This window comes from Bradyrhizobium sp. McL0616 (assembly GCF_049993385.1).
GTDB lineage: Bacteria > Pseudomonadota > Alphaproteobacteria > Rhizobiales > Xanthobacteraceae > Bradyrhizobium.
Map to the genome: position 1 here is coordinate 5,098,075 of NZ_CP188255.1, position 26,844 is coordinate 5,124,918.

22 protein-coding genes are annotated in these 26,844 nt (G+C 63.5%); 12 read left to right on the forward strand and 10 right to left on the reverse strand.

Annotated features, from left to right (window positions below):
- Positions 1–170: 170 nt before the first annotated feature.
- Positions 171–380 (forward strand): hypothetical protein, encoded by a 210-nt coding sequence (locus ACPPVR_RS24950; RefSeq protein WP_426609224.1) that lies wholly within the window; start codon positions 171–173, stop codon positions 378–380.
- On the opposite strand, the gene ACPPVR_RS24955 is transcribed toward ACPPVR_RS24950, so the two are convergent.
- On the reverse strand, positions 370–918 hold the full coding sequence (locus tag ACPPVR_RS24955) for a CreA family protein (RefSeq protein WP_426609225.1): 549 nt from the start codon (positions 916–918) through the stop codon (positions 370–372). The two genes, ACPPVR_RS24950 and ACPPVR_RS24955, sit on opposite strands and share 11 nt — an antisense overlap.
- 209 nt (positions 919–1,127) lie before the next feature.
- Between ACPPVR_RS24955 and ACPPVR_RS24960 the strand changes: the two genes are divergently transcribed.
- The 4 genes from ACPPVR_RS24960 (at position 1,128) to ACPPVR_RS24975 (ending at position 5,305) form a co-directional block, all read left to right on the forward strand.
- Complete coding sequence (locus tag ACPPVR_RS24960) at positions 1,128–2,870, forward strand: L,D-transpeptidase family protein (protein ID WP_426609226.1); 1,743 nt, start codon at positions 1,128–1,130, stop codon at positions 2,868–2,870.
- A gap of 91 nt (positions 2,871–2,961) precedes the next feature.
- Positions 2,962–3,531: a glutathione peroxidase gene (locus ACPPVR_RS24965; protein ID WP_426609227.1), complete on the forward strand. Its 570-nt coding sequence runs from the start codon at positions 2,962–2,964 to the stop codon at positions 3,529–3,531.
- A gap of 176 nt (positions 3,532–3,707) precedes the next feature.
- The gene (locus ACPPVR_RS24970; protein ID WP_426609228.1) at positions 3,708–4,727 is read left to right on the forward strand and encodes a polysaccharide deacetylase family protein; all 1,020 of its coding nucleotides are present in this window, start codon (positions 3,708–3,710) and stop codon (positions 4,725–4,727) included.
- A gap of 8 nt (positions 4,728–4,735) precedes the next feature.
- The gene (locus tag ACPPVR_RS24975; RefSeq protein WP_426609229.1) at positions 4,736–5,305 is read left to right on the forward strand and encodes a dihydrofolate reductase; all 570 of its coding nucleotides are present in this window, start codon (positions 4,736–4,738) and stop codon (positions 5,303–5,305) included.
- Positions 5,306–5,382: 77 nt separating this feature from the next.
- Here ACPPVR_RS24975 and ACPPVR_RS24980 read toward each other — a convergent pair whose 3' ends face one another.
- The 3 genes from ACPPVR_RS24980 to ACPPVR_RS24990 all read right to left on the reverse strand — a co-directional run bounded on the left by ACPPVR_RS24980 (position 5,383) and on the right by ACPPVR_RS24990 (position 10,667).
- Complete coding sequence (locus tag ACPPVR_RS24980) at positions 5,383–7,392, reverse strand: tetratricopeptide repeat protein (RefSeq protein WP_426609230.1); 2,010 nt, start codon at positions 7,390–7,392, stop codon at positions 5,383–5,385.
- Positions 7,393–7,581: 189 nt separating this feature from the next.
- Positions 7,582–8,034 carry a DoxX family protein gene (locus ACPPVR_RS24985; protein WP_426609231.1) on the reverse strand — a complete coding sequence of 151 codons (453 nt, stop codon included), beginning with the start codon at positions 8,032–8,034 and terminating at the stop codon, positions 7,582–7,584.
- Positions 8,035–8,357: 323 nt separating this feature from the next.
- Positions 8,358–10,667, reverse strand: a complete 2,310-nt coding sequence (locus ACPPVR_RS24990) for an NADP-dependent malic enzyme (protein WP_426609232.1) — start codon at positions 10,665–10,667, stop codon at positions 8,358–8,360.
- A gap of 241 nt (positions 10,668–10,908) precedes the next feature.
- Here ACPPVR_RS24990 and ACPPVR_RS24995 point away from each other — a divergent pair, with 241 nt between their 5' ends.
- A complete protein-coding gene (locus ACPPVR_RS24995; protein ID WP_426609233.1) occupies positions 10,909–12,879 on the forward strand; it encodes a hypothetical protein in 1,971 nt (656 codons plus the stop codon).
- Between the two features lie 173 nt (positions 12,880–13,052).
- On the opposite strand, the gene aspS is transcribed toward ACPPVR_RS24995, so the two are convergent.
- Positions 13,053–14,828 carry an aspartate--tRNA ligase gene (gene aspS, locus ACPPVR_RS25000; protein ID WP_426609234.1) on the reverse strand — a complete coding sequence of 592 codons (1,776 nt, stop codon included), beginning with the start codon at positions 14,826–14,828 and terminating at the stop codon, positions 13,053–13,055.
- A gap of 196 nt (positions 14,829–15,024) precedes the next feature.
- On the opposite strand from aspS, the gene ACPPVR_RS25005 reads away from it, so the two are divergent.
- From ACPPVR_RS25005 to ACPPVR_RS25025, 5 genes are all read left to right on the forward strand, one after another.
- Positions 15,025–16,500: a protein adenylyltransferase SelO gene (locus ACPPVR_RS25005; protein ID WP_426609235.1), complete on the forward strand. Its 1,476-nt coding sequence runs from the start codon at positions 15,025–15,027 to the stop codon at positions 16,498–16,500.
- Between the two features lie 197 nt (positions 16,501–16,697).
- A complete protein-coding gene (locus ACPPVR_RS25010) occupies positions 16,698–17,546 on the forward strand; it encodes a phosphodiesterase (RefSeq protein WP_426609236.1) in 849 nt (282 codons plus the stop codon).
- 1 nt (position 17,547) lies between these two features.
- Positions 17,548–18,498 (forward strand): carbohydrate ABC transporter permease, encoded by a 951-nt coding sequence (locus ACPPVR_RS25015; protein WP_426609237.1) that lies wholly within the window; start codon positions 17,548–17,550, stop codon positions 18,496–18,498.
- Positions 18,495–19,364, forward strand: coding sequence for a carbohydrate ABC transporter permease (locus ACPPVR_RS25020; RefSeq protein ID WP_426609238.1), 870 nt, complete (start codon positions 18,495–18,497; stop codon positions 19,362–19,364). The genes ACPPVR_RS25015 and ACPPVR_RS25020 overlap by 4 nt, the downstream gene beginning before the upstream one ends.
- An 11-nt stretch (positions 19,365–19,375) precedes the next feature.
- Entirely contained in the window at positions 19,376–20,707 is a 1,332-nt protein-coding gene (locus ACPPVR_RS25025) for an ABC transporter substrate-binding protein (RefSeq protein ID WP_426609239.1), read from the forward strand.
- A gap of 75 nt (positions 20,708–20,782) precedes the next feature.
- On the opposite strand, the gene ACPPVR_RS25030 is transcribed toward ACPPVR_RS25025, so the two are convergent.
- The 4 genes from ACPPVR_RS25030 to ACPPVR_RS25045 all read right to left on the reverse strand — a co-directional run bounded on the left by ACPPVR_RS25030 (position 20,783) and on the right by ACPPVR_RS25045 (position 24,782).
- Positions 20,783–21,604, reverse strand: coding sequence for an ABC transporter permease (locus ACPPVR_RS25030; protein ID WP_426609240.1), 822 nt, complete (start codon positions 21,602–21,604; stop codon positions 20,783–20,785).
- A 10-nt stretch (positions 21,605–21,614) separates the two neighbouring features.
- Complete coding sequence (locus ACPPVR_RS25035) at positions 21,615–22,499, reverse strand: ABC transporter permease (protein ID WP_426609241.1); 885 nt, start codon at positions 22,497–22,499, stop codon at positions 21,615–21,617.
- Between the two features lie 11 nt (positions 22,500–22,510).
- Positions 22,511–23,575 carry an ABC transporter ATP-binding protein gene (locus tag ACPPVR_RS25040; RefSeq protein ID WP_426609242.1) on the reverse strand — a complete coding sequence of 355 codons (1,065 nt, stop codon included), beginning with the start codon at positions 23,573–23,575 and terminating at the stop codon, positions 22,511–22,513.
- 67 nt (positions 23,576–23,642) lie between these two features.
- On the reverse strand, positions 23,643–24,782 hold the full coding sequence (locus ACPPVR_RS25045) for an ABC transporter substrate-binding protein (protein ID WP_426609243.1): 1,140 nt from the start codon (positions 24,780–24,782) through the stop codon (positions 23,643–23,645).
- Positions 24,783–24,974: 192 nt separating this feature from the next.
- Here ACPPVR_RS25045 and ACPPVR_RS25050 point away from each other — a divergent pair, with 192 nt between their 5' ends.
- The gene (locus tag ACPPVR_RS25050) at positions 24,975–25,709 is read left to right on the forward strand and encodes a FadR/GntR family transcriptional regulator (RefSeq protein WP_426609244.1); all 735 of its coding nucleotides are present in this window, start codon (positions 24,975–24,977) and stop codon (positions 25,707–25,709) included.
- Positions 25,710–25,754: 45 nt separating this feature from the next.
- Here ACPPVR_RS25050 and ACPPVR_RS25055 read toward each other — a convergent pair whose 3' ends face one another.
- Entirely contained in the window at positions 25,755–26,744 is a 990-nt protein-coding gene (locus ACPPVR_RS25055) for a zinc-dependent alcohol dehydrogenase family protein (RefSeq protein WP_426609245.1), read from the reverse strand.
- Between the last annotated feature and the right edge of the window lie 100 nt (positions 26,745–26,844).

A 26,844-nucleotide genomic window follows, 5' to 3' on the forward strand; every position in this document is an offset into this window, starting at 1 on the left:
CATACGCGCGCCTCACGCACTTCACATGCATTTTACGTTTCTCTGGTGAAGAGAAGTCCCAACGAAGGCTGGACCCTGTTGAACCGAGGGCGCGTCGACTGCGACCCAAGCCATCGAAACCAAGAAGCCCGGATCAGCACCGGGCATGTTTGATTTGAGGAATGGCCATCATGATGGCGCAAGATCGCGCAACGGCGCGCGACGCGGCCGAATCGAGCGATCGCGCCGATCACGAATCCGTTGGCAGCCGTGCCGGCTCGCCCGGTGCGATGGCGCTGCAATCAGGCCGCGGCTACGAGGCGGCGCCGCAGGCGTTCGTGCGGCTGACCGGCTCGCATCTTGCGAAGCCGCGCGTCAGCCGCCCCGCCATTACTGAGTGAAGAAGTCGCCGCATTTCTGGACGTTTGCATCGGCCGGTCCCCACGGCATGATCGGCACCGTCGAGGTCGAGTTCTTCGGCGAACCCTCGATCAGCCTGTCCGAATAGACCATGTAGACCAGCACGTTGCGCTTGGCGTCGCATCCGCGCACGATCTGCATCTTCTTGAAGAACAGCGAACGGCGCTTGCGGAACATGTCGTCGCCCTGCTCCATCTTGTCGTTGAACTTGATCGGGCCGATCTGGCGACAGGCCAGCGACACGTCCGAGACCTCCTCGGCGAGGCCCAGCCAGCCCTTGAAGCCGCCCTTCTCTGGCACGGTAAAGTGACAGGCCACGCCTTCGACCTCGGGGTCGTCGAGACCATAGGTCGCGAGCTTGTCGTTCGGGCTCATCCATTTGAACACGGTGGAGCGGCGGAAGATTAGATCCGGCTCGTCGGCAGCGGAAGCGGACGCCGCCGGCAGGGCGAGAGCCAGGAGGAATAAAGCGAAGCTTTTCAAGCGGATGCTGGAAAGGGCGGGGAAACGAGATGACATGAAGTTCTCCGGTAACAAGTTCCCGCAATGTAGGCATGCGACCGCCCGTCAGGAAGGCGACAGGCAGCCGATCGTGGCCGCCGTTTACCGCTCTGTGAGGCTTTTCTGCTACGGACTAGACAAAAGTAGCTGACGGCAGAACTGCCGTGCTGGTGAACGCGTTTCCCCTCTGCGAAACTAATGTCTGATTTGGATTGTGGATTCGAGGAATGAATAGCGTGAACGGGTCCGGTTTTTCGGCCAAGCCGGCACGGCTGTGCCAGGTCGCCATTTTGACGGCGGCGGGTGCGATCGGCACGACCAGCCAGGCGGACGCAGCGTATTATTATTGGTCGGATTATTCCGACGGATCCTATGGCCGGCAGGAGCGGCGTCCCGAGGAGCCGCGACAGAAGCCGCAGAAGCGCGGCGCGGCCGCCAAGAAGGGCGTCGTCGCCGAAAAGGAAACCGGCGGGAAGCCGCAAGGCCCCCTCGTCATCGTCGTCTCGATCGACCGGCAGAAGGTGACGGTCTACGATTCCAACGGCGTGTTCGCGGAGTCTCCGGTGTCGAGCGGCATGAAAGGCCACTCCACGCCGATGGGCGTGTTCAGCATCATCCAGAAGCACAAATTCCACCAGTCCAACATCTATAGCGGCGCGCCGATGCCGTACATGCAGCGGATCACCTGGTCCGGCATCGCGATGCATGCCGGCGTGCTGCCGGGCTATCCGGCCTCGCATGGCTGCATCCGCATGCCGATGGCGTTCGCCGTGAAGATGTGGAACTGGACCAAGATGGGTGCGCGCGTGATCGTCACGCCCGGCCAGATGACACCGCAAAGCTTCTCCCATCCGATGCTCGCCTCGCTACGCGTGCAGCCGCAGCCCGCGGCAAGCCTCGAGCCTGCGACGAGTGTCGGCGACAAGGCCGACAAGGGCGCGCCCGAAGCCAAGGTCACGGACGCGAAGCTGGTCGAGACCAAATCTCTTGAAACCAAATCTCTTGAAACAAAGACCGCCAGCGCTGACGGCGTGCTCGAGCTGCGCTCCTCGGTCGGCCACACCGTGATGTCGGATGCGACGACCGGCAATGCGTCGGTCCGCGAGCAAGTCACCACGCCGACCGACAAGGCAGAGGCATCTGCGAAAACTGCCGAAGCGTCCGAGCCAGCGAAGCAGGCCGACGCGACTGCCAAGACGGACGAGGCCAAGCCCGCCGACACCCCCGCAGCAAAACCTTCCGAGGCTGCGGACGTGCCCAAGGCGACCTCAGACGAGCCGGCCGACAAGATCGAGGCAGCCAGGTCCGGGCAGACCGAAGCTCCGAAGGCGGAAGCGGCAAAGTCCGAACCCGTGACGCCCGAGCCGGTCAAGACCGAGGCGGCAGAGACCGAGAAAAAGCCCGACCCGACGGTGACGGCAACGGCGCCCGCACAGGCCGCTTCGCCGGACGCGAAGAAGGAGCAGACCCGCGTCGCCGATCCCGCGCCTGCCGCCAAGCCGGACCTGCCGAAGCGCACCGGCCAGATCGCGGTGTTCATCAGCCGCAAGGATTCCAAGCTCTACGTGCGCCAGAATTTTGCTGCGCTGTTCGATGTGCCTGTGACGATCGCCGCGAGCGAGCGGCCGCTCGGCACGCATGTGTTCACCGCCGAAATCGACAAGACCGATTCCAACGCGCTGCATTGGTCGGTGGTGTCCCTGCCCGTCGCCGTCCGCGCCGCCGCGCGCGAGGACGACGGTCATTTGACGCACCGCCGGCACGGCGCCGCAGTGATCCCCGTTGCCGCAAAGCCCGTCGTCACACCGGACAGCCCGACCGAGGCGCTGGACCGCATCTCGATCCCCGCCGACACCATGGCGAAGATCAACGAGATGCTGACCACCGGCGGCTCGGTCATCGTCTCCGACCAGGGCATCAACCAGGGTGAGACCGGCGAAGGCACCGACTTCATCGTGCGTCTGTACTGAGCGCTTTGCCGCGTCAGATAACGCGGTGTTGAGCAGGCCGATCGCGGTGGCGGAGTAAACTCCACCCCGTATCGTATCGGGGAATGTCGCCATGCCAAACCGCAGGACCATGCTCACCGCTGCGCTTCTCGCAGCGGCTACGTCGGCAACGCGCGCACTGGCCGATGGCGGAATGAGCCGAATCCCGGCCTACGCCTTCTCCTTCCCCGCTCTGTCCGGGGACGACATCCGCCTCGCTGCCTTCACCGGCAAACCGCTGCTGATCGTGAACACCGCTTCCCTGTGCGGCTACACCCCGCAATATGCGGGCCTGCAAGAGCTCTGGGGTGAGTTTCGCGAGCGCGGGCTCACGATCATCGGCGTGCCGTCCAACGATTTCGGCGGCCAGGAGCCCGGCGGTACCAGCGAGATCGCCGAGACCGCGCACCACCAATACGGCGTTACCTTCCCGATCGCGGCCAAGGCGGTCGTGGTCGGCGCGAAGGCGCATCCGTTCTACAAATGGGCTGCCGAGGCGCGGCCCAGGGAGGTCCCAAAGTGGAACTTCCACAAATATCTGATCGGCCGCGACGGCTACATCGCCGAGGTATTTCCGTCTGCCGTGGAGCCCGCCGATACCCGAATCAAGACGGCGGTTGCGAAGGCTCTCGCCGATAGTTGAGGCGCGATGCCCAACAGGCTTCACAAACAGGTCTGGGCACAATTGTGGCGAAGCACCAAACAGCCGTTGCAATGGCGATGGGCCACCATCTAGGCTAGGATGATCAGGGGCAGGATGGTTTTGCCGGAGGCGAAAAGCCACGGCGGAACAACGGGATCAATCTCGAGGACAACACCATGCGTGTGGCGGCAGGACTGATTTTGGCGAGCGCAATGTCTCTGGCGATGACAGGCGCAGCATGGTCGCAAACCCCGGCCGCAAAACCCGCAGCCGCCACGCAGGCCGCACCGGCGGCTCCCATAGCCGCCCCTGCGCCTGCAGCAGCCGCAGCGCCGGCAGCAGCCCCCGCGCCGCAGGCCGCCGCCTTTCCGCCCCCACCGCAACAGGCTCCGCAGCCGGCACGGGCTGCCTGCAACAACCCGAACGCTCTGGGCATCGCCCGCACCGTCGAAATCGACACCACCGGCGGTCCCGGCTTCGGCTTCGAGCATTTCAAGGAGCTCGACTTCCTGCGCGACAAGGAGGTCGTCCTGACCTTCGACGACGGCCCCTGGCCGCACAACACGCCGGCGGTCCTGAAGGCGCTTGCCGACCAGTGCACCACCGGCATCTTCTTCTCGATCGGCAAGCACGCGACCTATGAGCCGGAGATCCTGAAGCAGGTCTATGCGGCGGGTCACGTCGTCGGCACGCACACCTGGTCGCATGCCAATCTCAACAACAAGAAGCTGACCGAAGCACAACGCAAGGAAGAGATCGAGAAGGGCATCAGCGCCGTAAAATGGGCGCTTGGCGGGATCTCGCCCGCAGCGTTCTTCCGCTTCCCGGCGCTGCAACATCCGCCGGAGATGGTCACCTATCTCGGCAACCGCAACGTTGCGATCTTCTCCTGCGACATCGACTCCTTCGACTTCAAGGCCTCCAAGCCGGAGAAGGTGATCGACACTGTGATGAAGGGGCTCGAGAAGAAGGGCAAAGGCATCATCCTGATGCACGACTTCCAGAAGCATACCGCGGAGGCCCTGCCCGAGCTGCTGAACCGCCTCAAGGCCGGCGGCTACAAGGTCGTGGCGATGCGCGCCAAGGCACCGGTTGCCTCGCTCCCTGAATACGACCAGGAACTGATGAAGGACGTCAAGCTGCCGACGGTCAGCACACGGCCGGTCAACAGCGTCGTGACGACCGTCAACGAATAGACGTCGCGTTGTCTTTCCGCCTCGAAGGCTACGTCATCGTCTCAGCGGACGGCATGCTTGCCGACGCCAGCCATGTCATGCCCGACAGCCTGAAGTTCGAGGGCGACAAGCGCTTCTTCGAGCAGGCGCTCGATCGCGCCGCGTTGATCGTGCACGGCCGGCACTCGCATGAGCAGCAGCCGAACTCGCCGAAGCGCAAGCGGCTGATCATGACGCGCAAGATCAAGGTCCTCACCGTCGATCCCGAGATGCCGAACGCGACGCTGTGGAATCCGGATCACGCGAGCTTCGAGGAGGCCTGCGCGTTTGCCGACGTCGCCTCCGGCACGATCGCGATCATTGGCGGCCCCGTCGTGTTCGACCTGTTCATGGACCGCTACGACACGTTCTGGCTCTCGGAGGCCCCGCATGTCCGGCTGCCCGGCGGCGAGGGCTGCTTTGTCGGCGTGCCGGAGCGGACGCCGCATGAGGTGCTGGCGGCACACGGGATGAAAGCGGGCCCGCCGTATTTGCTCGACGCCGCGCATGAGGTCACCGTTACGCCGTGGCGGCCGGCGAGGGCTCCGGCTAAAACCTGAAAATCAACCCCATGCAAAGTACAGGTATCAAGTTACCCGCACACAACTCATGCGCTTACCACGCATAACGAACGGCATTACTGGGTAGTGGATCGCGTCAAACTGCCTTTCTGGAGTCCAGCGCGCACGTCCTGGAGGACGCTGCTCCAATCGCCGGGCTGAATTTGCCGGAATTGCCGCAGCGTCGGATACCAGGGGCTGTCGTCGCGGTTCAGTAACCACCGCCAGCACCGATCGAAGCGATTGAGCAGCCAGACAGGGCGTCCAAGCGCTCCTGCAAGATGCACAACCGCGGTATCGACACCGATGACCAGATCCAGCGCCTCGATCAGCGCGGCGGTTTCACCGAAGTCGTGGAGATCTTCGGTCCAATCGTGCAAGGACAGACCAGGCGGCGGCGACTGGCTGGCCGCCGGACCCTTCTGCAATGAGACGAAACTCACCCCCGGCAGATCCGCCAGCTCTGAAAATCGTTCGAGCGGAATGGATCGGCGCCGGTCGCCGCTCATCGTCTGATTGCCCGCCCAGACGAGGCCGACCCGCAGGCCATCGAGCTGCCGGACCCGCTGGCGCCAGGCCGCAACGCGTTGCGGATCGGCGCGGAGATAGGGTGCCTGCTGCGGGATGGTTTCCAGGGTGGTGCCAAGAACCCGCGGTAGACTCAACAGCGGGCAATGCAGATCGAATGGCGGCAGCGGATCACCATGGGCGACGATGCTCTCGATTCCGGGCAGTCCTGCCAGGAGCGGCATCAACGGCCGCTGAACCTCGACAACGACCCGCCGCCCCGCCGCAATTGCCGGCACGAAGCGACAGAACTGGAGCGTGTCGCCCAGGCCCTGCTCCGCATGCAGCAGCAGGACCCGATCACCGATATCTCCTCCATCCCAGAGCGGCTGGCTGAAGCCACGGAGATGCCGCTTTTTCTTGTCCTGCTTCCACCGCCACTCATATTCGCGCCATCCTTCGTCGAACTGGCCGGCCAGCAATAGCGTGATCCCAAGGTTGAAATGCGCGTCGGGATAATCCGGCCTTTGCGACACCGCCATTCGCAAACTCTGAATGGCTTCATCAGGATGCCCAAGATCGAACAGCAGGGTGCCGAGATTGTTGAGCGCCTCCGGCCAGGTCGGATTGCGATCGAGAGCCACCCGATAGCAAGACTCCGCTTCGTGGAAACGACCGGACTCGCGAAGGGCGTTGCCCAGGGTCAGTTGCGCCGGAACATAGTCCGGCTTCAGGCGCAGGGCTTCCCTGCAGCATACTTCCGCCTCTTCCGGCTGCCCCCGCATTCGCAGCACGTCACCGAGATTGTTCAAGGCCTCGGGGAAACATGACTTGAGTTTGCAGGCCTCGCGAAGATTGACCTCCGCCTCCTCGAGGCGCCCCAACCTGATGAGCAGACCACCAAGATTGTTATAGGCCTCCGCAAATGTCGGGTTGAGGCGCAGCGCCTCACGATAGCAACGCTCGCATTCCTCGAAAGCGGACAGATCGAATAGCACTGCCCCAAGGTTGCAATGGGCCGCCGCAAAATCAGGCCTATGCCGCAGCACCTGTCGGAACTCACTGATCGCATCATCGAAATGCTTCCGTCTCACCAGCAGATTGGCGAGATTGAAACGGGCATCGACTTGAGCGCGAGCTGCACCGAGGTCGAGGCCGGGAGCATGTCGCAGCACGAGCCGGTAATGGGCCTCCTCGCCCGCGAGGTCCCCGCATTCACCCAGCAGGATACCAAGCTGATTGTGCAGATCCAGATTGTCGGGTTTGTGCAGCAACGCTTCCCGGTAGCTCGCGACAGCCTCGTCCCGTCGTCCAAGAGCGCGCAGAGCGGCAGCCATGCTGCTGTGATAGACGCTGTTGCCAGGCTGGAGCTTGACGGCACGGATGATGAGATCGAGCGCCCTGTCGGGGTGACCAGCCTGGAGCGAAACAAGCCCCAGGAGGTGAACGCTGTCCGCATGATCCGGCTCGGATGCCAGTATCTGCCGATAAATCGCCTCTGCTTGCGGCAAGCGGCCCGCGCGATGGTGCGCGAGAGCGGCCTCGAATGACACAGGACCCGACTGCTCTTCAGCGTACATTACGATGGGCCCTATCATCGACGCGATGACTCACTCCCGATCATTCTGCAGCAACGACCTTGCGCGAGGCTGGGCACAGCGCGAGCGTCCACGCGTCGGCAGTAGCCAACCCGAGATTTCTGCGTCGATGGCTTTGGATCCCAGCTACAAAGGGTGGGCTACGCCTTGGGCTGACCCACCCTACGAGACCTACACGTCCCCGTAGGCCGTCTCGGCAGCGCGCGTGGCGCGGCCATAGCCCATGATCATGAACAGCGCGCCGATGATGGAGAGATTCTTCAGCGCGTCGACCAGCATCTTGGCGTTGTCCGGCGCCGCCTGATTCCAGAAATCGTAGAACAGGACGGTCGAGACCGCGACGTAGACGATCAGCAGCAGCGCGAAGAAGCGTGCGCCGAAGTTCAGCGCGATCATCAGCCCCGCGACGATCTCGATCCCTCCGAGCGCGATCGCCAGCAGCTGCGGCGTGGTCATGGCAGTCGCCGTCTCGATCTGCGTGGCGTAAGGCGCGATCATCTCGGGCACCACGACCTTGGTGGCGATGAAATCGGACGTCGCCTGGATAGCGAACAGCTTGGTGGCGCCCGTGTAGATGAACAGCACGGCGAACAGGATTCGCCCGAAAGTCACGAACGCTGGCATGATCGGCCTCTTGGCTCAGGCTTTTGAAATCGGAATTTTGACGAAAGCACCGAGTGATTATGAAGCGTCGTTCGCCGGTTTACAAACGGGGAAATGGCGAACTACGAGCAATTCAAAGTTTGCCGCGCAGACTCTTTCCCCTCTCCCCTCGTGTGGGAGAGGGTGGCTCGCCGCAAAGCGGCGAGACGGGTGAGGGGTTTCTCTCCGTCGGAAAAACCCTCGCAAGCAGGAATCGAGGATAGAACCCCTCATCCGGCGCTTCGCGCCACCTTCTCCCACAAGGGGAGAAGGGATTGCACCACCCGCTGCGCTACAGCTTGCTTCTACGTAAACAACGTCGGCTGCTGCCGCGCCGCGCGCTCCTGCGCTTCCACCACCGCGACCGCGGTCATGTTGAGAATGCCGCGCGCTGTCACCGAGGGGGTCAGGATATGCGCCGGGTGCGCCGGGCCGATCAGGATCGGACCGACGGGGAGTGCGTCCGCGAGCGACTTGATCATCTGGTAGGCGACGTTGGCGGTGTCCAGCGTCGGCATGATCATGATGTTGGCCTCACCCTCCAGCTTGGAGTGCGGCAGCACCATCTTGCGCGCCGCGGCCGAGAGCGCGGTGTCGCCCTGCATCTCGCCGTCGGCCTCGATCTCCGGATGCTTCTCCTTCAGGAGCTGGGTCGCCCGCCGCATCTTGCGCGACGAGTCCGTGTCGTAGCTGCCGAAATCCGAATGCGAGACGAAGGCGATCTTCGGCTTGAGCGCGAAGCGCTGGACGTGGACTGCCGCGAGCGAGGCGATCTCGGCGAGCTCTTCCGCGGTCGGATTGGGGCGCACCTGGGTGTCGGCGATGAAGAAGGCGCCCTTGCTGGTGATCAGCAGCGCCAGCGCGGCATAGTCGCTGACGCCAGCCTGGAAGCCGACGATCTCGCGGACATGACGCAGATGATGCATGTAGCGGCCCTCGACGCCGCAGAGCATGGCATCCGCCTCCCCGCGCGTCACCGCGAGCGCCGCGATCACCGTGTTGTTGGTGCGCACCACCGTGCGTGCCGCGTCCGGTGTTACGCCGCGGCGGCCTGCGACTTCGACGTAAGACTGGACGTAGGAGCGATAGCGCGGATCGTCCTCGGGATTGACGAGGTCAAAATCCTTGCCCGCCTTGATCAACAAGCCGAAGCGCTTGATACGCGCCTCCACCACGGACGGACGGCCGACCAGAATCGGCCGCCCCAGATTCTCCTCCAGCACCACTTGGGTGGCGCGCAACACGCGCTCGTCCTCGCCTTCGGCATAGATCACGCGCACCGGCTGGGTCTTGGCCTTGGCGAACATTGGCTTCATGACGAGGCCGGAGCGGAAGGCGAAGCGCTCCAGGAGGGCCGTGTACTCGTCGAAATTGGTGATGGGGCGCGTCGCCACACCCGATTCCATCGCCGCCTTGGCGACGGCTGGCGAGATACGCAGGATCAATCGTGGATCAAAGGGACTCGGGATCAGCGAGCCCGGGCCAAAGCCTTGCGTCTCGCCGGTGTCAAAGCCCTGCGCCACCGCATCCGAAGGTGCCTCGCGCGCGAGCTGCGCGATGGCCTCGACCGCGGCGTGCTTCATCTCCTCATTGATCGCGGTGGCGCCAACGTCGAGTGCGCCGCGGAAGATGAAGGGGAAACAAAGGACGTTGTTGACCTGGTTCGGATAGTCGGAGCGCCCGGTGCAGATCATGGCGTCTGGGCGAGCCTTGCGCGCCTCCTCCGGCATGATCTCCGGTGTCGGGTTGGCGAGCGCCATGATCAGGGGCTTGTCGCCCATCGCCTTGGCCATCTCCGGCTTGAGCACGCCCGGTGCCGAGAGCCCGATGAAGATATCGGCGCCGCCGATGACGTCGGCGAGCGTGCGCTTGTCGGTCTTCTGCGCATAGACCGCCTTCCAGCGGTCCATCGTGGTGTTGCGGCCTTCGTGAACGAGACCGTCGATGTCGCAGACCCAGATGTTCTTGCGCTGCGCGCCCATCGACACGAGGAGGTTCAGCGTCGCAATCGCCGCGGCCCCTGCCCCCGACGCCACGATCTTGACGTCCGACAGCTTCTTGCCGTTGAGGCGCAATCCGTTGGTGACGGCAGCGGCGACGATGATCGCGGTGCCGTGCTGGTCGTCATGGAAGACCGGAATCTTCATGCGCTCCTTCAGCTGCGCCTCGATCTCGAAACATTCGGGACCCCGGATGTCCTCCAGATTGATGCCGCCGAAGGTCGGCTCGAGCGCCGCCACGGTCTCGACCACACGCTCGATGGTGTCGGCGGCAATTTCGATGTCGAACACGTCGATACCGGCAAACTTCTTGAACAGGACCGCCTTGCCCTCCATCACGGGTTTTGAGGCAAGCGGGCCGATATTGCCGAGACCGAGCACCGCGGTGCCGTTCGAGACCACGGCGACCAGATTGGCGCGGATCGTCAAGGTCGCTGCTTCGGCCGGGTTCTTCGCGATCTCGGTGCAGGCAGCGGCGACGCCCGGAGAATAGGCAAGCGCGAGGTCGCGCTGGTTGGCGAGCGGCTTGGTCGCCTGGATCTCGAGCTTTCCGGGGCGCGGCAGACGGTGATAGGCCAGCGCTGCCTGGTGGAGATCATCGGAATAAGACGACATGCGGTGTCTCGCCTCGCGTTACCGGCCTCAAACTACGTTGTCCTGACCGGTCTGTCGCGGGTCGCGGTATTCCGGGTCATGGAAACGGGATGAAGCACGGCCGGCGCCCCGGTGGCAACATCCGATTGCGCCCCCATCAACAGGCCCTCAAATATTTGAAAACCATAGCTTTCCCTGGACCACACGGCGTTTCGCGAATATGGCAGGTTGCGCGGCGCACAATGGCAACTGGAGCTGAGGAATGAAACGAATCCTGATCGGCCTGATCGCGGTGGCCGTGCTGGCCGCGGGCGGATGGTTCGGCTTCAATCTCTACGTCCAGCATCGTGCTACGGCCGAGGTCGAGGCGGCCTTCGAGCAGATCCGCTCTGGCGGCGGCAAGGCGAGCCACGGCAAGGTGGCATTCGACCTGACGAGCCGGACATTGACTGTCGAGGACATCGTGGTGGAGCCCGCCGAGCAGCCGCAGGCGCACATCAAGATTGCCAGCATCAAGGGCACGGGCGTCCGCCAGGCCGATGAGGCGCGGTTCTCGGCCGACGGCATCGAGATCTCAGGCTTCGAGGTCGCGCTGGACGAGGTTGGCCCCGGGAAGCTGAAGGTCTCCTACAAGGTCCCGCAGCTGACCATGCGGGATTACGCCGGCCCCACTCACGCTGCAAACGCGCCGGCGTCAGGCTCCCTGATCGATATGTACCGATTTGTGCTCGATCAGTATGCGAGCATTGCGGCATCTTCGGTCACGGCCCCGACCCTCTCCATCGCCTTCGATGCCGGCAAAGGCGCTGGCGGCAGCGGCGAAATGATCTATTCAGGTCTGGCGATCCAGAAGCTCGGCCAGGGCAAGATCGACGCAATGAAGGCGGACCGTGCCGCCTTCACGATCAACGTGCCGCAGCCAGGCAAGGCCGACAAGCTGACCGGCGAGATATCCGACATCATCATCAATGATTTCGACTCGACCGCGATCGCCGCCGCGCTCGATCCGCGGAAGGCCAACGACGACAGCTATCATCGTGTCTACGGACAAATGTCGAGCGGCGCTTATGTGGTGACCTCGACGCTCGGCATGCGGATGCAGGTCGATGGAATCGCCGTCACCGACATCGCGGTGCAGCCGTCAAAATTCCGGCTAGCCGAGATCCTGGCGCTGCTGCCGGCGGACCGCTCGGTTCTGCCGACACCGGCGCAATCGCGCGAGATGATGGAGAAGGTCGCCGCCTTCTATGACGGTCTTCGCGTCGGCAAGATCGAGATCGGCACCATGTCGATGACGACCCCGCAGGGGACGCCCCGGCTCAGAGCCATCAGATACCAGGCGGGCGAGCTCGCGCTCGAAGGCCTCGATGCGCCGACGCCGCAAGGGCAAGTCAAGATGGAGCGCTTCGCGCTTAAATCGCTCAGCCTGGCAAACCTGTTGCGCTGGGCCGCGGGCCTCACCACTCCCGGGCAGGCCCCCTCGCCGGATCAGATGCTGGGCCTGTTTCGGGTGCTCGAAGGCGTGGAGATCAAGGGCGTGGTCTCACCCTACAAGAACACGCGGCAACTCATCACCATCGATACCGCCAGCCTGAATTGGGGCCAATTGGTCGGGTCGATCCCGAGCAAGGCCAGCCTGGTCGTGAAGATGGTTACCCCTACCGACCCGACGAACCCGACGCAGCGGGCGCTCACCATGGCCGGCGTCGACAAGCTCGCGATCGACCTCGATCTCGGCGCCGCCTGGACGGAGTCGTCCGGAGCGTTCGCGCTCGCACCGGCCACGCTCGATCTCGGCAATCTCGCCAAGGCGCAGGCAAGCCTCGCGCTCGCCAACGTGCCGCGCGATGTATTCTCGCTCAGTCCGGCGCAGGTCATGGGACAAGCGAGGCAGATCGAGGCCGGCGCGATCGAGCTCTCCCTGCGCGACAGCGGGGTCGTGGATCTCGTGGTGGCGCAATTCGCGCGCATCCAGAATGTGAGCCGCGACGCCGCGCGCGGCGCCATCGTGGAAATGATCCGGGCGCAGGGCGAGAAGGTCGCGGCCTCCAATCTCGATGCGAAGGCGGCGGTCGATGCCATCGCGAGCTTCGTCGCGACGTCAGGACAAACGGTCACCATCAAGCTGACGCCGCTCGGCAAGGTGCCGGTGCTCCAGCTCATGGATGCGCTCAACAGCGAGCCGATTGTCGCGCTGGCGCAATTCAGGATCGAGGCGTCGACGGGGCTTTAGGCGCTGCGCGGAGGATGGCAGTTGGCGTAGAGAAACTACCTCCTCGTCATAGCGAGCGCAGCGAAGCAATCCAGAGTCCCTCCGCGGAAAGATTCTGGATTGCTTCGCTTCGCTCGCAATGACGGTGTGGATGCGGTGCGGCCTCTCCCCGCATGTGGGGAGAGGCGAAGGGATCAGCTCTTCTGCGGCAGGTTCACCCGCACGTGCAGCTCGCGGAGCTGCTTGGTGCTGGCGTCCGAGGGCGCGCCCATCAGCAAGTCCATGGCCTGCTGATTCATCGGGAACAGCGAGATCTCGCGCAGATTGTTGGTGCCGCACAAGAGCATCACGATGCGGTCGACCCCGGCGGCCATGCCGCCATGCGGCGGCGCGCCGTACTGGAAGGCGCGGTACATGCCGCCGAAGCGCTCGACCACTTCCTGCTCGCCATAGCCGGCGATCTCGAACGCCTTCACCATGGCTTCCGGCACGTGGTTGCGGATGCCGCCCGAGGCGATCTCATAGCCGTTGCAGGTGATGTCGTACTGGAACGCCTTGATGGTCAGCGGGTCCTGGCCCTTCAACGCATCGAGGCCGCCCTGCGGCATCGAGAACGGGTTGTGCGAGAAGTCGACCTTCTTGTCGTCCTCATTGTACTCGTACATCGGGAAGTCGACGATCCAGGCGAGCTCGAACCGCTCCTTGTCGGTGAGGTTCAATTCCTCGCCGACCTTGTTGCGGGCCAGACCTGAGAACTTCCAGAACTTGTCGGGATCGCCGGCGACGAAGAACGCGGCATCGCCTTCCTTGACGCCGATCTGCGTGCGGATCGCGGCGGTGCGCTCGGGCCCGATGTTGTTCGCAAGGGGTCCAGCGCCCTCGCCGCCCTCGCGCCACATGATGTAGCCGAGGCCGGGCTGGCCTTCACCCTGCGCCCACGAGTTCATGCGGTCGCAGAAGGCTCGCGAGCCGCCGCCCGGTGCCGGGATCGCCCAGACCTGGTTCTTGGGGTCTTCGAGCATGCGCGCGAACACCTTGAAGCCGGAGCCGCGGAAATGCTCGGAGACGTCCTGCATCTCGATCGGGTTGCGCAGGTCCGGCTTGTCGCTGCCGTATTTGCGCAGCGCCTCGGCGAACGGAATCCGGCGCCAGCCCTTGGTGACCGGCTTGCCCTTGGCAAACTCCTCGAACACGCCGGTGATCACCGGCTCCATCGCGGAGAAGACGTCCTCTTGAGTCACAAAGCTCATCTCGACGTCGAGCTGATAGAACTCGCCCGGCAGACGATCGGCGCGCGGGTCCTCGTCGCGGAAACAGGGCGCGATCTGGAAGTAGCGGTCGAAGCCAGACATCATCAGCAGCTGCTTGTACTGCTGCGGCGCCTGCGGCAGCGCGTAGAATTTTCCCGGATGGATGCGCGACGGCACCAGGAAGTCGCGCGCGCCTTCCGGCGAGGACGCGGTCAGGATCGGCGTGTTGAACTCGAAGAAGCCCTGCCCCTCCATACGCCGACGCATCGACTTGATAATTTCGACGCGCGTCATGATGTTCTGGTGCAGCTTCTCACGGCGCAGGTCGAGGAAGCGGTACTTCAGGCGGATGTCTTCAGGGTATTCCTGGTCGCCGAACACCGGCAGCGGCAAATCGCCGGCAGGGCCGAGCACCTCAATCTCGCTGACGTAAACCTCGACCTTGCCGGTCGGCAAATCGTCATTGTCAGTGCCTTCGGGGCGACGGCGAGCCTTGCCGTCCATCCGCACCACGAATTCCGAGCGCAGCTTCTCGGCCTGCGAGAACGCCGGCGAGTCCGGGTCGACCACGCACTGGGTCAGGCCGTAATGGTCGCGCAGGTCGATAAACAGCACGCCGCCATGGTCGCGAACGCGATGGACCCAGCCCGAGAGGCGAACCGTCTCGCCGATGTTGCTCTCGCGGAGATCGCTGCATTTATGTGACCGGTAGCGATGCATAGTCGTCCCAAATTCAATGTCGGAGGAAGCGAATCGGACGGCCTGGAACGGCCGGTCCGAAGTTGCGGCAGGGTTTACCTCGGGAGGACCGAGGCGGCAACCAAGGGAACGGGCTGTTTTGGGCCTGGAACGCCCATTTTTGGCCAATCGGGGCCTGAGCCTTTGCCATCAGGCATTCCACGCCTATCTTGAGGCCATGACGGTCCATTTCCCCTTCCAGAACTCCTATTCGGCGCTGCCGGACAGCTTCTTTGCCCGCGTCGCCCCGACCCCTGTGGCCGCGCCCCGGCTGATCAAGCTGAACCGGCCCTTGGCGGTCCAGCTCGGGCTCGATCCCGACCTGCTGGAGACCCCTGAAGGCGCCGAAATCCTGGCGGGCAAAACGGTTCCCGCGGGCGCCGATCCCATCGCCATGGCCTATGCCGGCCACCAGTTCGGGAATTTCGTGCCCCAGCTCGGCGACGGCCGCGCCATCCTGCTCGGCGAGGTCATCGACAGGAACGGTGTCCGCCGCGACATCCAGCTCAAGGGCTCAGGTCCCACCCCGTTCTCCCGCCGCGGCGACGGCCGCGCGGCGCTGGGCCCGGTGCTGCGCGAATACATCGTCAGCGAAGCCATGTTCGCGCTCGGCATTCCAACCACGCGTTCGCTTGCCGCCGTCGTCACCGGCGAGCCCGTCATCCGCGAGACCGTGCTGCCGGGCGCCGTGCTGACGCGCGTCGCGTCGAGCCACATCCGCGTCGGCACCTTCCAGTTCTTTGCGGTCCGCCGCGACACCGACGCCATCCGGCGGCTCGCCGACCATGTCATCGCCCGCCACTATCCGGAGCTGCTCAGTGCCGAGCGGCCCTATCACGCGCTGCTCGCCGGCGTCGTGGCGCGCCAGGCCGAGCTCGTCGCGCGCTGGCTGCTGGTCGGCTTCATCCATGGCGTGATGAACACCGACAACTCTTCGATCTCCGGCGAGACCATCGATTACGGCCCCTGCGCCTTCATGGACGCCTACAATCCCGCGCAGGTGTTCTCGTCGATCGACGAGACGGGCCGCTACGCCTATGCCAACCAGCCGCGCATCGCGCTGTGGAATCTGACGCGGCTTGCGGAATGCCTGCTGCCGCTGTTCGGCGAAGAGCAGGAAAAGGCGGTCGAGCAAGCGCAGGACATTTTGGGCGTATTTCCCGAGACGTTCAGCAAGGCCTATCAGGCAGGCCTGCGCAGCAAGGTCGGCCTGTTCAGCGAGCGCGATGGTGACGAGGCACTGATTCAGGACCTCCTGGATGCCATGGCGAAGAACCAGGCCGACTTCACCCTCACCTTCCGCAAGCTGGGCGATGCCGCAGGCGATCCGGCTGCCGACGGCGCGCGCGCAGAGTTCATGGACCCCGCAGCCTTCGATGAGTGGGCCCAGCGCTGGCGCGAGCGTCTCGCGGGCGAGCAGCAAACCGCGGCCGAGCGGCAAACCGCCATGAACGCTGTCAACCCCGCCTTCATCCCGCGCAACCACCGCGTCGAAGCCGTGATCCAGGCCGCCGTCAACAACGACGACTACGCTCCGTTCGAGGAGTTGGTGAAGGTCTTGGCGAAGCCCTTCGAGGACCAGCCCGACTACGCCGCGTATGCCGATCCACCGCTGCCGGACCAGCGGGTGTTGCAGACGTTCTGCGGGACGTGAGGCGTTCGCGGCTGTCTTGCTGGTGCGCGGTCCACTACCGCACCGCGAGACGACCCGGTTGACCATGGCTGCCGTTCTGCCCAACAATTTGGCGCGTCGGCGACCGCTGTCATCAAACTGATACACTCGCACTCTAACCGGCTGGCGGGCCGTCTTGCCGGAGGCGACCGTCCTCCGAGAGACCTGACAAGCGCGCCATGCCCTTCAAATTCATCCATATCACCGACACGCATCTGGCGAACCCCGGACTGAAGCTCTATGGCCTCGATCCACGCGCCCGGCTCGATGCCGCCATCGCCGACATCAACAAACACCAGTCCGATGCCGCCTTCGCGGTCGTGACCGGCGACCTCACCCATTGGGGCGAGCCTGAATCCTACGCCAATTTCGCCGAGGCGCTGGCCGCGCTGAAAATGCCCTACATCGCCATGGTCGGAAATCACGACCGCCGCGTCGCCTGCCTCGACGCCCTGAAGGCGGCGCCGCGCGATCCCAACGGCTTTGTGCAGGGTACGCGCACCACCGAGCACGGCCTGTTCGTCTTCCTCGACACGCTGGACGAGACCAGCCATGCCGGCGAGATGTGCGCCAAGCGGCTCGGCTGGCTCGCGAGCACGCTCGCCGCGGCGCCCGCTGACATGCCGCTCGTGGTCTTCATGCATCATCCACCCTTCCCGGTCGGCGTGCACGCGATGGACGAGATCGCGCTGAAGCAGAGCGCGGAATTTGCCGAGGTGATCGCGCCCTATCGGTCGCGCATCCGCCACCTCTTCTTCGGCCACGTGCACCGCCCGATCTTCGGCAGCTACGGCAAGATTCCGTTCTCCACGCTGCGCGGCACCAACCACCAGGTCTGGTTCGAGCTCGACGCCGCCGCGCCGCATCTGGCGAGCCACGAACCGCCGGCCTATGGCGTGGTGCTGATCGACCGGGAGAACCTGGTCGTGCACAGCCACGACTTCCTCGACACCAGTCTGCGCTTCCCCTTCGCCGCACCGGCGGGAATGGACGATCGCGACTATGCGCTCAACTTCCCGGCACGGTGACATGAGCCTGGCTGAACCCGCGGCTCTCCCGGTCGCGGCCTCGGCGGCGCCGCGCCTGCATATCGCGCAGCGCTTTTCCGATCGCTTCAAAACCTCGCTGCCGGCCTATCTGCTGCTGCTGCCCTCGCTCGTCTTCCTCGTGCTGTTCACCTACGGCGCGATGGGACGCGTGTTCATCGACGCGCTGTACCAGCGCGCCACGCCCAAGGCGCCGGTCCGCTTTGTCGGTCTCGACAACATCGCAGCGGTGTTGGCCGATCCCGCCTTCACCGGCGCGGTCGTCAACAATCTCGTCTACGCCGTCGGCACGGCGATCCCGAGCATCGGGCTTGCACTGGTGTTCGCGCTGGCGCTGGCGCGCACCAACGCCGTGACCAGCGCATTGCGCGCAGCGCTGTTCCTGCCAGTGCTGATCCCGATGGTCGCGGCCTCTGCGCTGTTCCTGTTCATCTTCCTGCCGAACGTCGGGCTGCTCGATTACTACATCGGCCGGTTCCTTCCGGTGCTGCCGAACTGGCTCGGTGATTCCGACATCGCGCTTTACGCGATCATGGTCATCACGATCTGGAAGAACGCGGGCTATTACATGCTGTTCTTCCTCGCCGGCCTCCAGGCCGTGCCCGAGGACGTCATGGAAGCCGCCCATCTCGACGGTGCCGGGCCGTACCAGCGCCTGCGCCACATCATCCTGCCGGAGCTTAAGCCCACCTTCCTGTTTGTCACCGTGATCGCAATCCTCAATGCGGTGACGCAGGTCGACCACGTCTTCGTCATGACCAAGGGCGGCCCGTCGAACGCCACCAATCTCGTGCTGTTCTACATCTACCAGCAGGCGGTCGAGCACTACGACATCGGCAAGGCTTCGGCGGCAACGCTGCTGACCCTCGCAGCGCTGATGGGCCTGACCGCGATCTCCTTCCGCACCATGGCAAACCGGGAGGGCGGCCGATGAATCTGATCGACCGGCTGTTCAAGGACGCCCCGCTTGCCACTCGCCGCGAGATCACGCCCAAACTTGGATTCATGCTGACGGTGCTGCTCGCGCTGGTCTGGCTGATCCCGTTCCTGTGGATGGGCGTGGCGACATTGCGGCCCGCCTCAGACGGCATCAACCTGATGGCCGAGTTGATACCGAGTATGAAGCCGACACTCGACAATATCAGGGATGCCTGGGAGATCGGCGACTTCCCGCGCTATTTCCTCAACACCACGATCATCTGCACCGGCATCCTGCTGGTGCAGTTCGTGACGATTACGCTGGCGGGCTTCGCGTTTGCGCGGCTCGACTTCGCCGGCAAGTCGCTGATCTTCTACCTCTTCCTGATGCAGCTCATGCTGGTGCCGGTGCTGCTGATCGTGCCGAACCTTCGCATCGTCGCGCAATTCGGTCTCTACGACACGCTGGCCGGCGTGATGATGCCGTTCTTCGCCTCGGCCTTCGGCACTTTCCTGATGCGGCAGGCGTTCGAGGCCATTCCGACCGAACTGGAAGACGCAGCGCTGATAGACGGCGCCAGCCTGGTCCAGCGCATCCGCCACATCTATGTGCCGTTGTCGCTGCCGAGCTTCTCGGCGTTTGCGATCATCTCCGTGACCAGCCACTGGAACGACTTCCTGTGGCCGCTGATGGTGATCAATTCGCCGGACAAGCGCCCGCTCACGGTCGGGCTGTCGGTGTTCACTGCCACGGCCGAGGGCACGCAGGCCTGGGGGACCATCGCAGCCGGCACCCTCATGGTGATCGCGCCGCTGCTCATCACCTTCCTCGTTTTCCAGAAGCGCTTCATCAGCTCTTTCGTCACCTCAGGCATCAAATAGGAGATTTGTCGATGCTGTTTTCCCGCAGGCTCATGCTCGGCCTCGCCATCGCAGGCACCATGGCAGGCTCCCTCACCTTCCCGGCGCTGGCCGAAGGTCCAACGGAGATCGACCTCTTCTTCCCCGTTCCCGTCGACGGCAAGCTCGCCCGCGACATGGGCACCTTGATCAAGGAGTTCAACGAGACCCATCCGGCGATCAAGGCGACCGCGGTCTACACCGGCTCCTATGACGACACGCTGATCAAGACGCGTGCTTCGATCAAGGCCGGCAAGCCGCCGGCCGCCGTGATCATGTCGGCCAACTTCCTGCTCGACATGCAGATCGAGAACGAGCTCACCAATCTCGACAGCCTGATCGCTGCCGACGGCACCACCAAGGACCAGTTTTTGGGCCAGTTCTTCCCGGCACTCCAGGGCAACGCGGTGATCGACCGCTCGGTCTACGGCGTGCCGTTCCACAATTCGACGCCGCTGCTCTACATCAACGCCGACCAGGCCAAGGAAGCCGGCCTTGATCCGAACAAGCCGCCGCAGACCTGGGCCGAGCTCACTGACTGGGCCAAGAAGCTCACCAAGCGTGACGGCGACAAGGTCACCCGCTGGGGCATTGCGATCCCCTGCGCCTACGATTATTGCGGCTGGATGATGGAAACGCTCACCATGACCAATGGCGGGCGCTACTACAATGAGGAGTTCGGCGGCGAGGTCTATTACGACACGCCTTCGATGCTCGGCGCGCTGACCTGGTGGAACGACCTCGTCAACAAGCACAAGGTGCACGCGCCCGGCGCGACGCCCGGTCCGGCGGTCAGCACCTCCTTCATCTCCGGCAATGCCGCGATGATGATGCTCTCGACGGGCTCGCTGACCTATGTGCGCGACAACGCCAAGTTCGCCTACAAGGTTGCCTTCATCCCGCGCAACGTCCGCAACGCCGTGCCGATCGGCGGCGCCTCGCTGATCATGCCGGCAGGCCAGGAAGCCGACAAGCAGAAGGCCGCCTGGACGCTGATCAAGTGGATGACCTCGCCCGAGAAGAGCGGCTGGTGGAGCCGCGCCACCGGCTATTTCGCGCCGAACATGGCCGCCTACAAGACGCCCGACATGGTCGACTTCCTCAACAAGAACCCGGACGCCAAGACCGCCGTCGAGCAGCTCGACGTCGCCAAGCCCTGGTTTGCGACCTACAAGACCGTCCCCGTGCGCAAGACGCTGGAGGACGAGGTGATGCTGGTCCTCAACGGCAAGAAGCAGCCGAAGGAGGCGCTCGTCGCCGCACAGAAGGCCGCCGACGAGTTGCTCAAGCCATACAACGCCGAGACCTCGTTGAAGCTGCCCTGAGGCGGCTGACATAGGCAAACAGGCTTCGGCGCTCCGTCACGCGGGGCGCCGAAGTCATTTTTGGGAGTGCCCTGACTAGCGGCGCCCCTGGTCGAGCCTGAACACCATCTGCGTCGGGCGCACGAACCGCAGCGCGACCAGGAGCACTGACATCACCATGCACATGTAGATGACGGCCATGGCATCGATGGAATAGACCGGGCGAACACCGCCCGCGAAGACGTTGTAGTAGAGCGCCACGACGAGTGTCTGCGAGCCGCCGCCCGCGAGCAGGAACGCCAGTTCGAAGTTCGAGATCGTATTCACGAGGACCAGCAGACCCGCCGTCAGAATGCCTGGCAGCATCAACGGCAGCAGGATGCGGCGAAAGATCTGCATTCGGCTCGCACCAAGCATCTGCGCCGACCATTCCATATTCAAGCTGATCTGCTCGAAGAACGGCAGCAGAATGAATACGGCAAGCGGCACCATCGGAACGAGCACGGCGAGAATGACGCCGATCACCGTTCCGCCAACGCCAAATCTGTAGAGCGTCGTGGCGAGTGGAATGCCGTAGGTCATCTGCGGGATGAGCAGCGGCAGGAAGTACAGCAGCAGCAGGATCGGCTTGGCCTTGAAATTCCGTCGCGCCAGAATGTAGGCCGCCGGGAAACCGATCGCGAGCGCCACGACCACAACCGCAAGCGCGATGAACAGAGTGATGAACAGAATGTGTGCGAGCTCGAATTCCTTCCAGGCGTAGGTAAACCAGTCCGTCGTGAATGCGGGTGGCAGGGGCTTGCCGAACCAGCGCTTGGCGAACGAGCTCACCACGACATGCGATACGATTCCGAACAGGTTGATGATGAACCCGAGCAGGAACAGATAGATCGCCAGCTTCCATATGCGTCCGCGCATCAGCTTTCCTTCAGCGTTTACCGACGCCCATGGTGGTTGCGATGGTCATGCGGCGGCGCACCAGCACGATGACCACGAGCGCCGCGAGCTGGCACAGGCCCATAATCACCGCAATCGCGGACGCGTACGACATGTCATATTGTTCGAAGGCCTGTTGATAGGCGGCGATCGAAATCGTCCGCGTCGAGCCGGCCGGCTGCCCCACCATCACCGCGGATGGAAACACCGCGAAGCTCATCACGAAGACGAGCGCAAAGGCGATGATCATGCCCGGCGCGATCAATGGAAACATGACGCGCCGGAAGATCGTCCACGGCCCCGCCCCCAGCATGCGGGCGGAGCTCTCGAGGCTTGGGTCGATGCCGGAGATGTAGCCGAGCAACATGAGAAAGCAGAATGGGAAGTTCTGCATGAACAGCGAGAAGATGACGCCGATGAAATTATGCGTCAGCTCGAGCGGGTTCTGGATCAGTCCGGCCCCAATGAGCATCTGATTGAGCCAGCCGTTCGTGCCGTAGAAGCCGAGAATCCCCTCCGACAGGAAGACGACGCCGAGCGAGATCGGGAGGACGAGAATGGTCGTGATCGTTCGCTCGAACCAGATGCCACGCCGCATTCCGTAAGCAAGGAAAAGCGCAACCGTCACAACGGCGATCGTCGTCGGCAAAGCGAGCAGGAACGTGGTCTTGATCGTGTTGTACTGATAGGCATCGCTGAAGAATGCTGCATAGTTGGACAGGATTCCCGCCTCACGCTTGGTCGGCTGCAAGCTGATGTAGACCCCATAGATGAACGGGTAGACGAACATCGCGAGCACGTAGAGCAGCGAGGGTACCAGACAGAGGACCGCGACGAGGTCCACTTCGCTGCGACGGTCGGAACGAGTGAGAGCCACGATCCGTTTCCTCATTCCCGACGCAGAAGCACGAGCTTGTCCGCCGGCAATGTCAGATCCAGCGTGTCGCCCGGTGACAGCTTTTCGAGCGAGCGGACCCAGAGCCGCGCGCCGCCGTCGAGCGATATCTCCGCTTCCTGCTCGCGCCCGAGATACTCGACCAGCTCGACCTTGCCGCGCAACGCATTTGCACCATCGGCTGGCCTGCCCAGACGGACATCTTCCGGGCGAATGGCCAGCACGGCGTCCTCGCCCGGGTGATAGCCCTCCCTGGCCTTTGCCTGTAACGCCAGTCCCCTGAAAGTCCCCTCGATGACTCCGCCCGCCTCGGGGCCGAGCGTCACATCGAAGAAGTTTCGGAATCCCATGAAATCGGCAACGAAGACATTCTTCGGCCGGTCGTGGATGTCCTGCGGCGTGCCGACCTGCATCAACACACCTTCGCGCAACACGACGATCCGGTCGGAGAGCGACAGGGCTTCGGCCTGATCGTGGGTGACGTAAATCGAGGTCAATCCGAGCCGTGCGTGCAGCTGCTTGATCTCGGCGCGCATCTCGACGCGCAGCTTGGCGTCGAGATTGGACAGCGGCTCGTCGAACAGCATCAACCGGGGGTGAAGCACGAGCGCACGGGCGATCGCCACGCGCTGCTGCTGCCCGCCTGAGAGCTGGCCGGGATAGCGATCTTCATAGCCGGCAAGACGCACCAGACCGAGCATCTCCTGCACACGTTGCCTGATCTCCGCGGCCGGACGATTTTGCAGCTCGAGGCCGAACGCAACGTTGCCGAACACAGTCAGATGCGGAAACAGCGCGTAGTTCTGGAACACCATGCCGAAGCCGCGCTTTTCGGGCGGTATATCGTCAATTCGTCGTCCGTTAAGATGCATCTCGCCGTCGCTCGCCAGCACAAGACCTGCGATGATGCCGAGCGCCGTGGACTTCCCACAGCCGCTCGGCCCGAGGAAGGTGACGAATTCACGGCCCCTGACCTCCAGCGGGAGGTGATCCAGCACGACCTTGCCGCCATAGCGTTTGGTGATCGAGACCTGCAACTTGTCGATGGAATCAGCCATTCCCCGCCTCAACGATACGCGCGCGAGGGCAGGACCGCGTGCCCCCGCTTCCTGACCCCGGCGATTGTTATTGCTTCTTGGCCTGATCGGCGCCGATCTCACGGTCCCACCGGTCCATCGCGTAGCTCAGCTCTTTCACGCCCAGCGGAGGCGATACTTTCCATTTCGTGCCGATCTGGTCGTATTCAGGACGCCAGAACTCCTTCACCTCGTCCTGGATTTCCTTTGGCGCCGATGCGAGGGTCGCGGCCTTCACCACGGGACCGATGAATGCCTTCCAGGTGAGCACCTGCTGTTCCGGCTTCCACATGAACTTCATCAGGTCGACGATGACATCCACCTGATCCTGCGGAACGCCCTTCGGAATGCACCAATAGTGGCCGTCCACCACGAACGTCGTGTTCTCCAGTATGGCGATCCTCGACTCCGGTGGGACTATGCTCTGCGCGCGAGGCTTCATGTCCCATTCCATGATCCCGGCGATCATCCAGCGCTGCCCCTGAGCGAACTCCTTCAGTGTGATCGCAGTACCCGTTGGATAGTATTCGGTGGACTTGCCGAGTTCCTTGAGAAAATCCCAGCTCTTGTCCCAGCCCTTTTCAGGATCGAGCGGCTTGGAATCCCCGAGAATGAAGGCAAAGCCCTGCAGTATCGCGCGGCCCGGCCCGCTATTTGCGGGACGCGCATACATGAACTTTCCCGGGTTCGCCTTCACCCAAGCGAGGAATTCCTGTGCGGTCTTCGGCGGATTCGGCACCTTCGCGGGATTGTAGATCAGCACCGGACCGCCGGCGTTGCCGACTGAAGGGAGAAGGAAGCCCTTCCCTTCATCATAAAGCGCCTTGCCCGCGTCGGTGAGACTATCGCGCGGAAAACTCGTCTGATACTCGGGGATTGCGATGAGCTGGCCATTTTGCGCAAGCAGCGCACCGCCGTCCTGCCCGGTCAGCACCAGATTGATGTCGAGGCGTCCGGCATCCTGTTGTGCCTTGATCTTGGCCGGGAGCTCCGGCGCAGGCGCGCGCTGGATCCTGATCTCGCCGACCTTGTCCGGATTTGCCTTCTTATAGTTCTCGATGATGGTTTGCGTGGAGGCGAGATCGCCGCCGGCGTCGATGATCGACAGACTGACCGGAGCGGCAACTGCTCCGCCGCCGACGGTCGCCCCTATCAAAGCGGCCATCAAGGTCACCGGACCCATCTTCATCGTCGCCTCCCAGCGCTTTATTTTTGTCGTTAGTTGTTATTTATTTGTAATGAGAGGATCGACGAAAGCAAGTCTGCTTGTCAAGCCATCTGTTGCGCGGACATTTCAACGCAGTGGAATGCACTTGAACTCGGCGGCTCACATGTCAAGAATTTGTCTGATGGCTGGATGTCCAGATTGGCGGAGCGGGATTTGAAAAAGGGCGCTGCGAAGGTCGCTGAACTGCCGCGCTCCTCCGCGACCGGACGGTTGAGCGACCGGGTCTACGACCATGTGCTCGGCCACATCGCGATAGGTATCCTTCCCGTCGATTGCCGGCTGCCGCCCGAGAACGGCCTTGCCGAACTCCTCGACGTCTCGCGCCCCGTCGTTCGCGAAGCCCTGATGCGATTGCGCGATGATGGACTGATCGCATCGCGCCAGGGTGCGGGCTGGTTCGTCACGCGGCGCCCAGCCGCGAATGCCTTCGATTTTGCGCCCGTCAGCAGCATCCCCGACATCCAGCGATGCTTTGTGTTCCGGATGGCGGTCGAGGGCGATGCCGCAGCCCTCGCCGCACGCAACCGGGACAGGCAAAGCCTGCGTCGCATCCAGCTGGTCCTCACGAAGCTCGATGCAATGGTCGCACAGGGGCGCGAGGGCGGCCTCGGCGTCGAGGAGGATCTCCTCTTCCACCGCACGATTGCAGAGGCGAGCGGCAACCGCTTCTTCGTCGAGACGCTGACGTCGTTGAAGGAACAGATCACCATCGGCGTCAATCTGAACCGCAATCTCTCCCTTATTCAGCCACGAGGTCGGATCCTTAGAGGCCAACAGGAACATCGCCGCGTGTTCGAAGCCATCGAGGCTCAAGACGAAGAAGGCGCCCGTCGCGCCATGCGGACGCATGTCGACAACGCGCGAAAACGAATCTTCGAGGGAGGCTGATTGCTGCGACGAGCCATCGCATCGGCTGAGATGGTCACAAGGATCTCAGATCGTGACGACGATTTTGCCGACCTGCGTGTTCGACTCCAGGAAGCGGTGCGCCGCGACGATGTCTTCGAACGGAAATGTCCGGGCGATGATTGGCTTCAAGGCGCCGTCCGAGAGCCCGTCGAGGATGAACGCCTTTGCCCGCGCAAGCCGCGCGGGATCACGGACAATCTCGTGCACGAGATAGCCGCGCAGCGTGAGGCTCTTGCCGAGCACGTTTCCGAGCGGAAACGGCGTCGGCTCCGGGCTCAGCCCGCCATATTCGATGAGAATGCCGCCCGGCGACATCGCCGCGGTCAGCGGCTCGAACGCAGGTCCGCCGACGGCGTCGAACACCACGCGGACGCCGTTCGAACCTGCGATATCCGCAAGCCGGGATCGGAGATCTTCTTCGTCTGACACGATGATTTCGGCGGCTCCCGCCTCGCGCAAGGCTGACTTCTTGGCCAAAGTGCGCGTCACCGCGATCGGAATCGCACCGATCCGGTTCGCAATCTGAATGGCCGCAAGCCCAACGCTGCTGGAGGCCGCCGTGATGACGACGACCTCGCCTCGCGCGAGTCCGGCGATATCGACCAGCGCACCGTAGGCCGTCAGATACTGCATCCACACCGCCGCCGCGGTCTCGAAACCCAGCTCTGGCGGATGCTTCACGACGAGTTCGGCCGGAAACGTCGCCAGCTCGGCATAGGCGGGCCATCGCACCATCGATACAGGCGGCACGATGCTGACGGCCTCGCCCGGCGCAAAGGTGCTCACGCCTTCACCGACCGCTTCGACGATGCCCGCAGCCTCCAGCCCAAGGCCGGAGGGGAATGTCGCGGTTTCGATATAGGTGCCCCGCCGCAACAGGGCTTCCGCGCGGTTGAGCCCGAGCGCCCTGACCCGGATCTGCACCTCGTTCCTCGCGGGCGGGACAATGTCGACGGTCGCGATGCGAAGCACTTCGGGACCACCGTATTGATGAAAGCGGACGACGCGCGCCATGGCCTAACTCCAAAACAATTGAATTGAATGGAGCTATGCCAGGGGCTGACCTTCGGATAAATCGCGTGAACAGCAGAACAGTCGAAACCAGGAGTTTGTA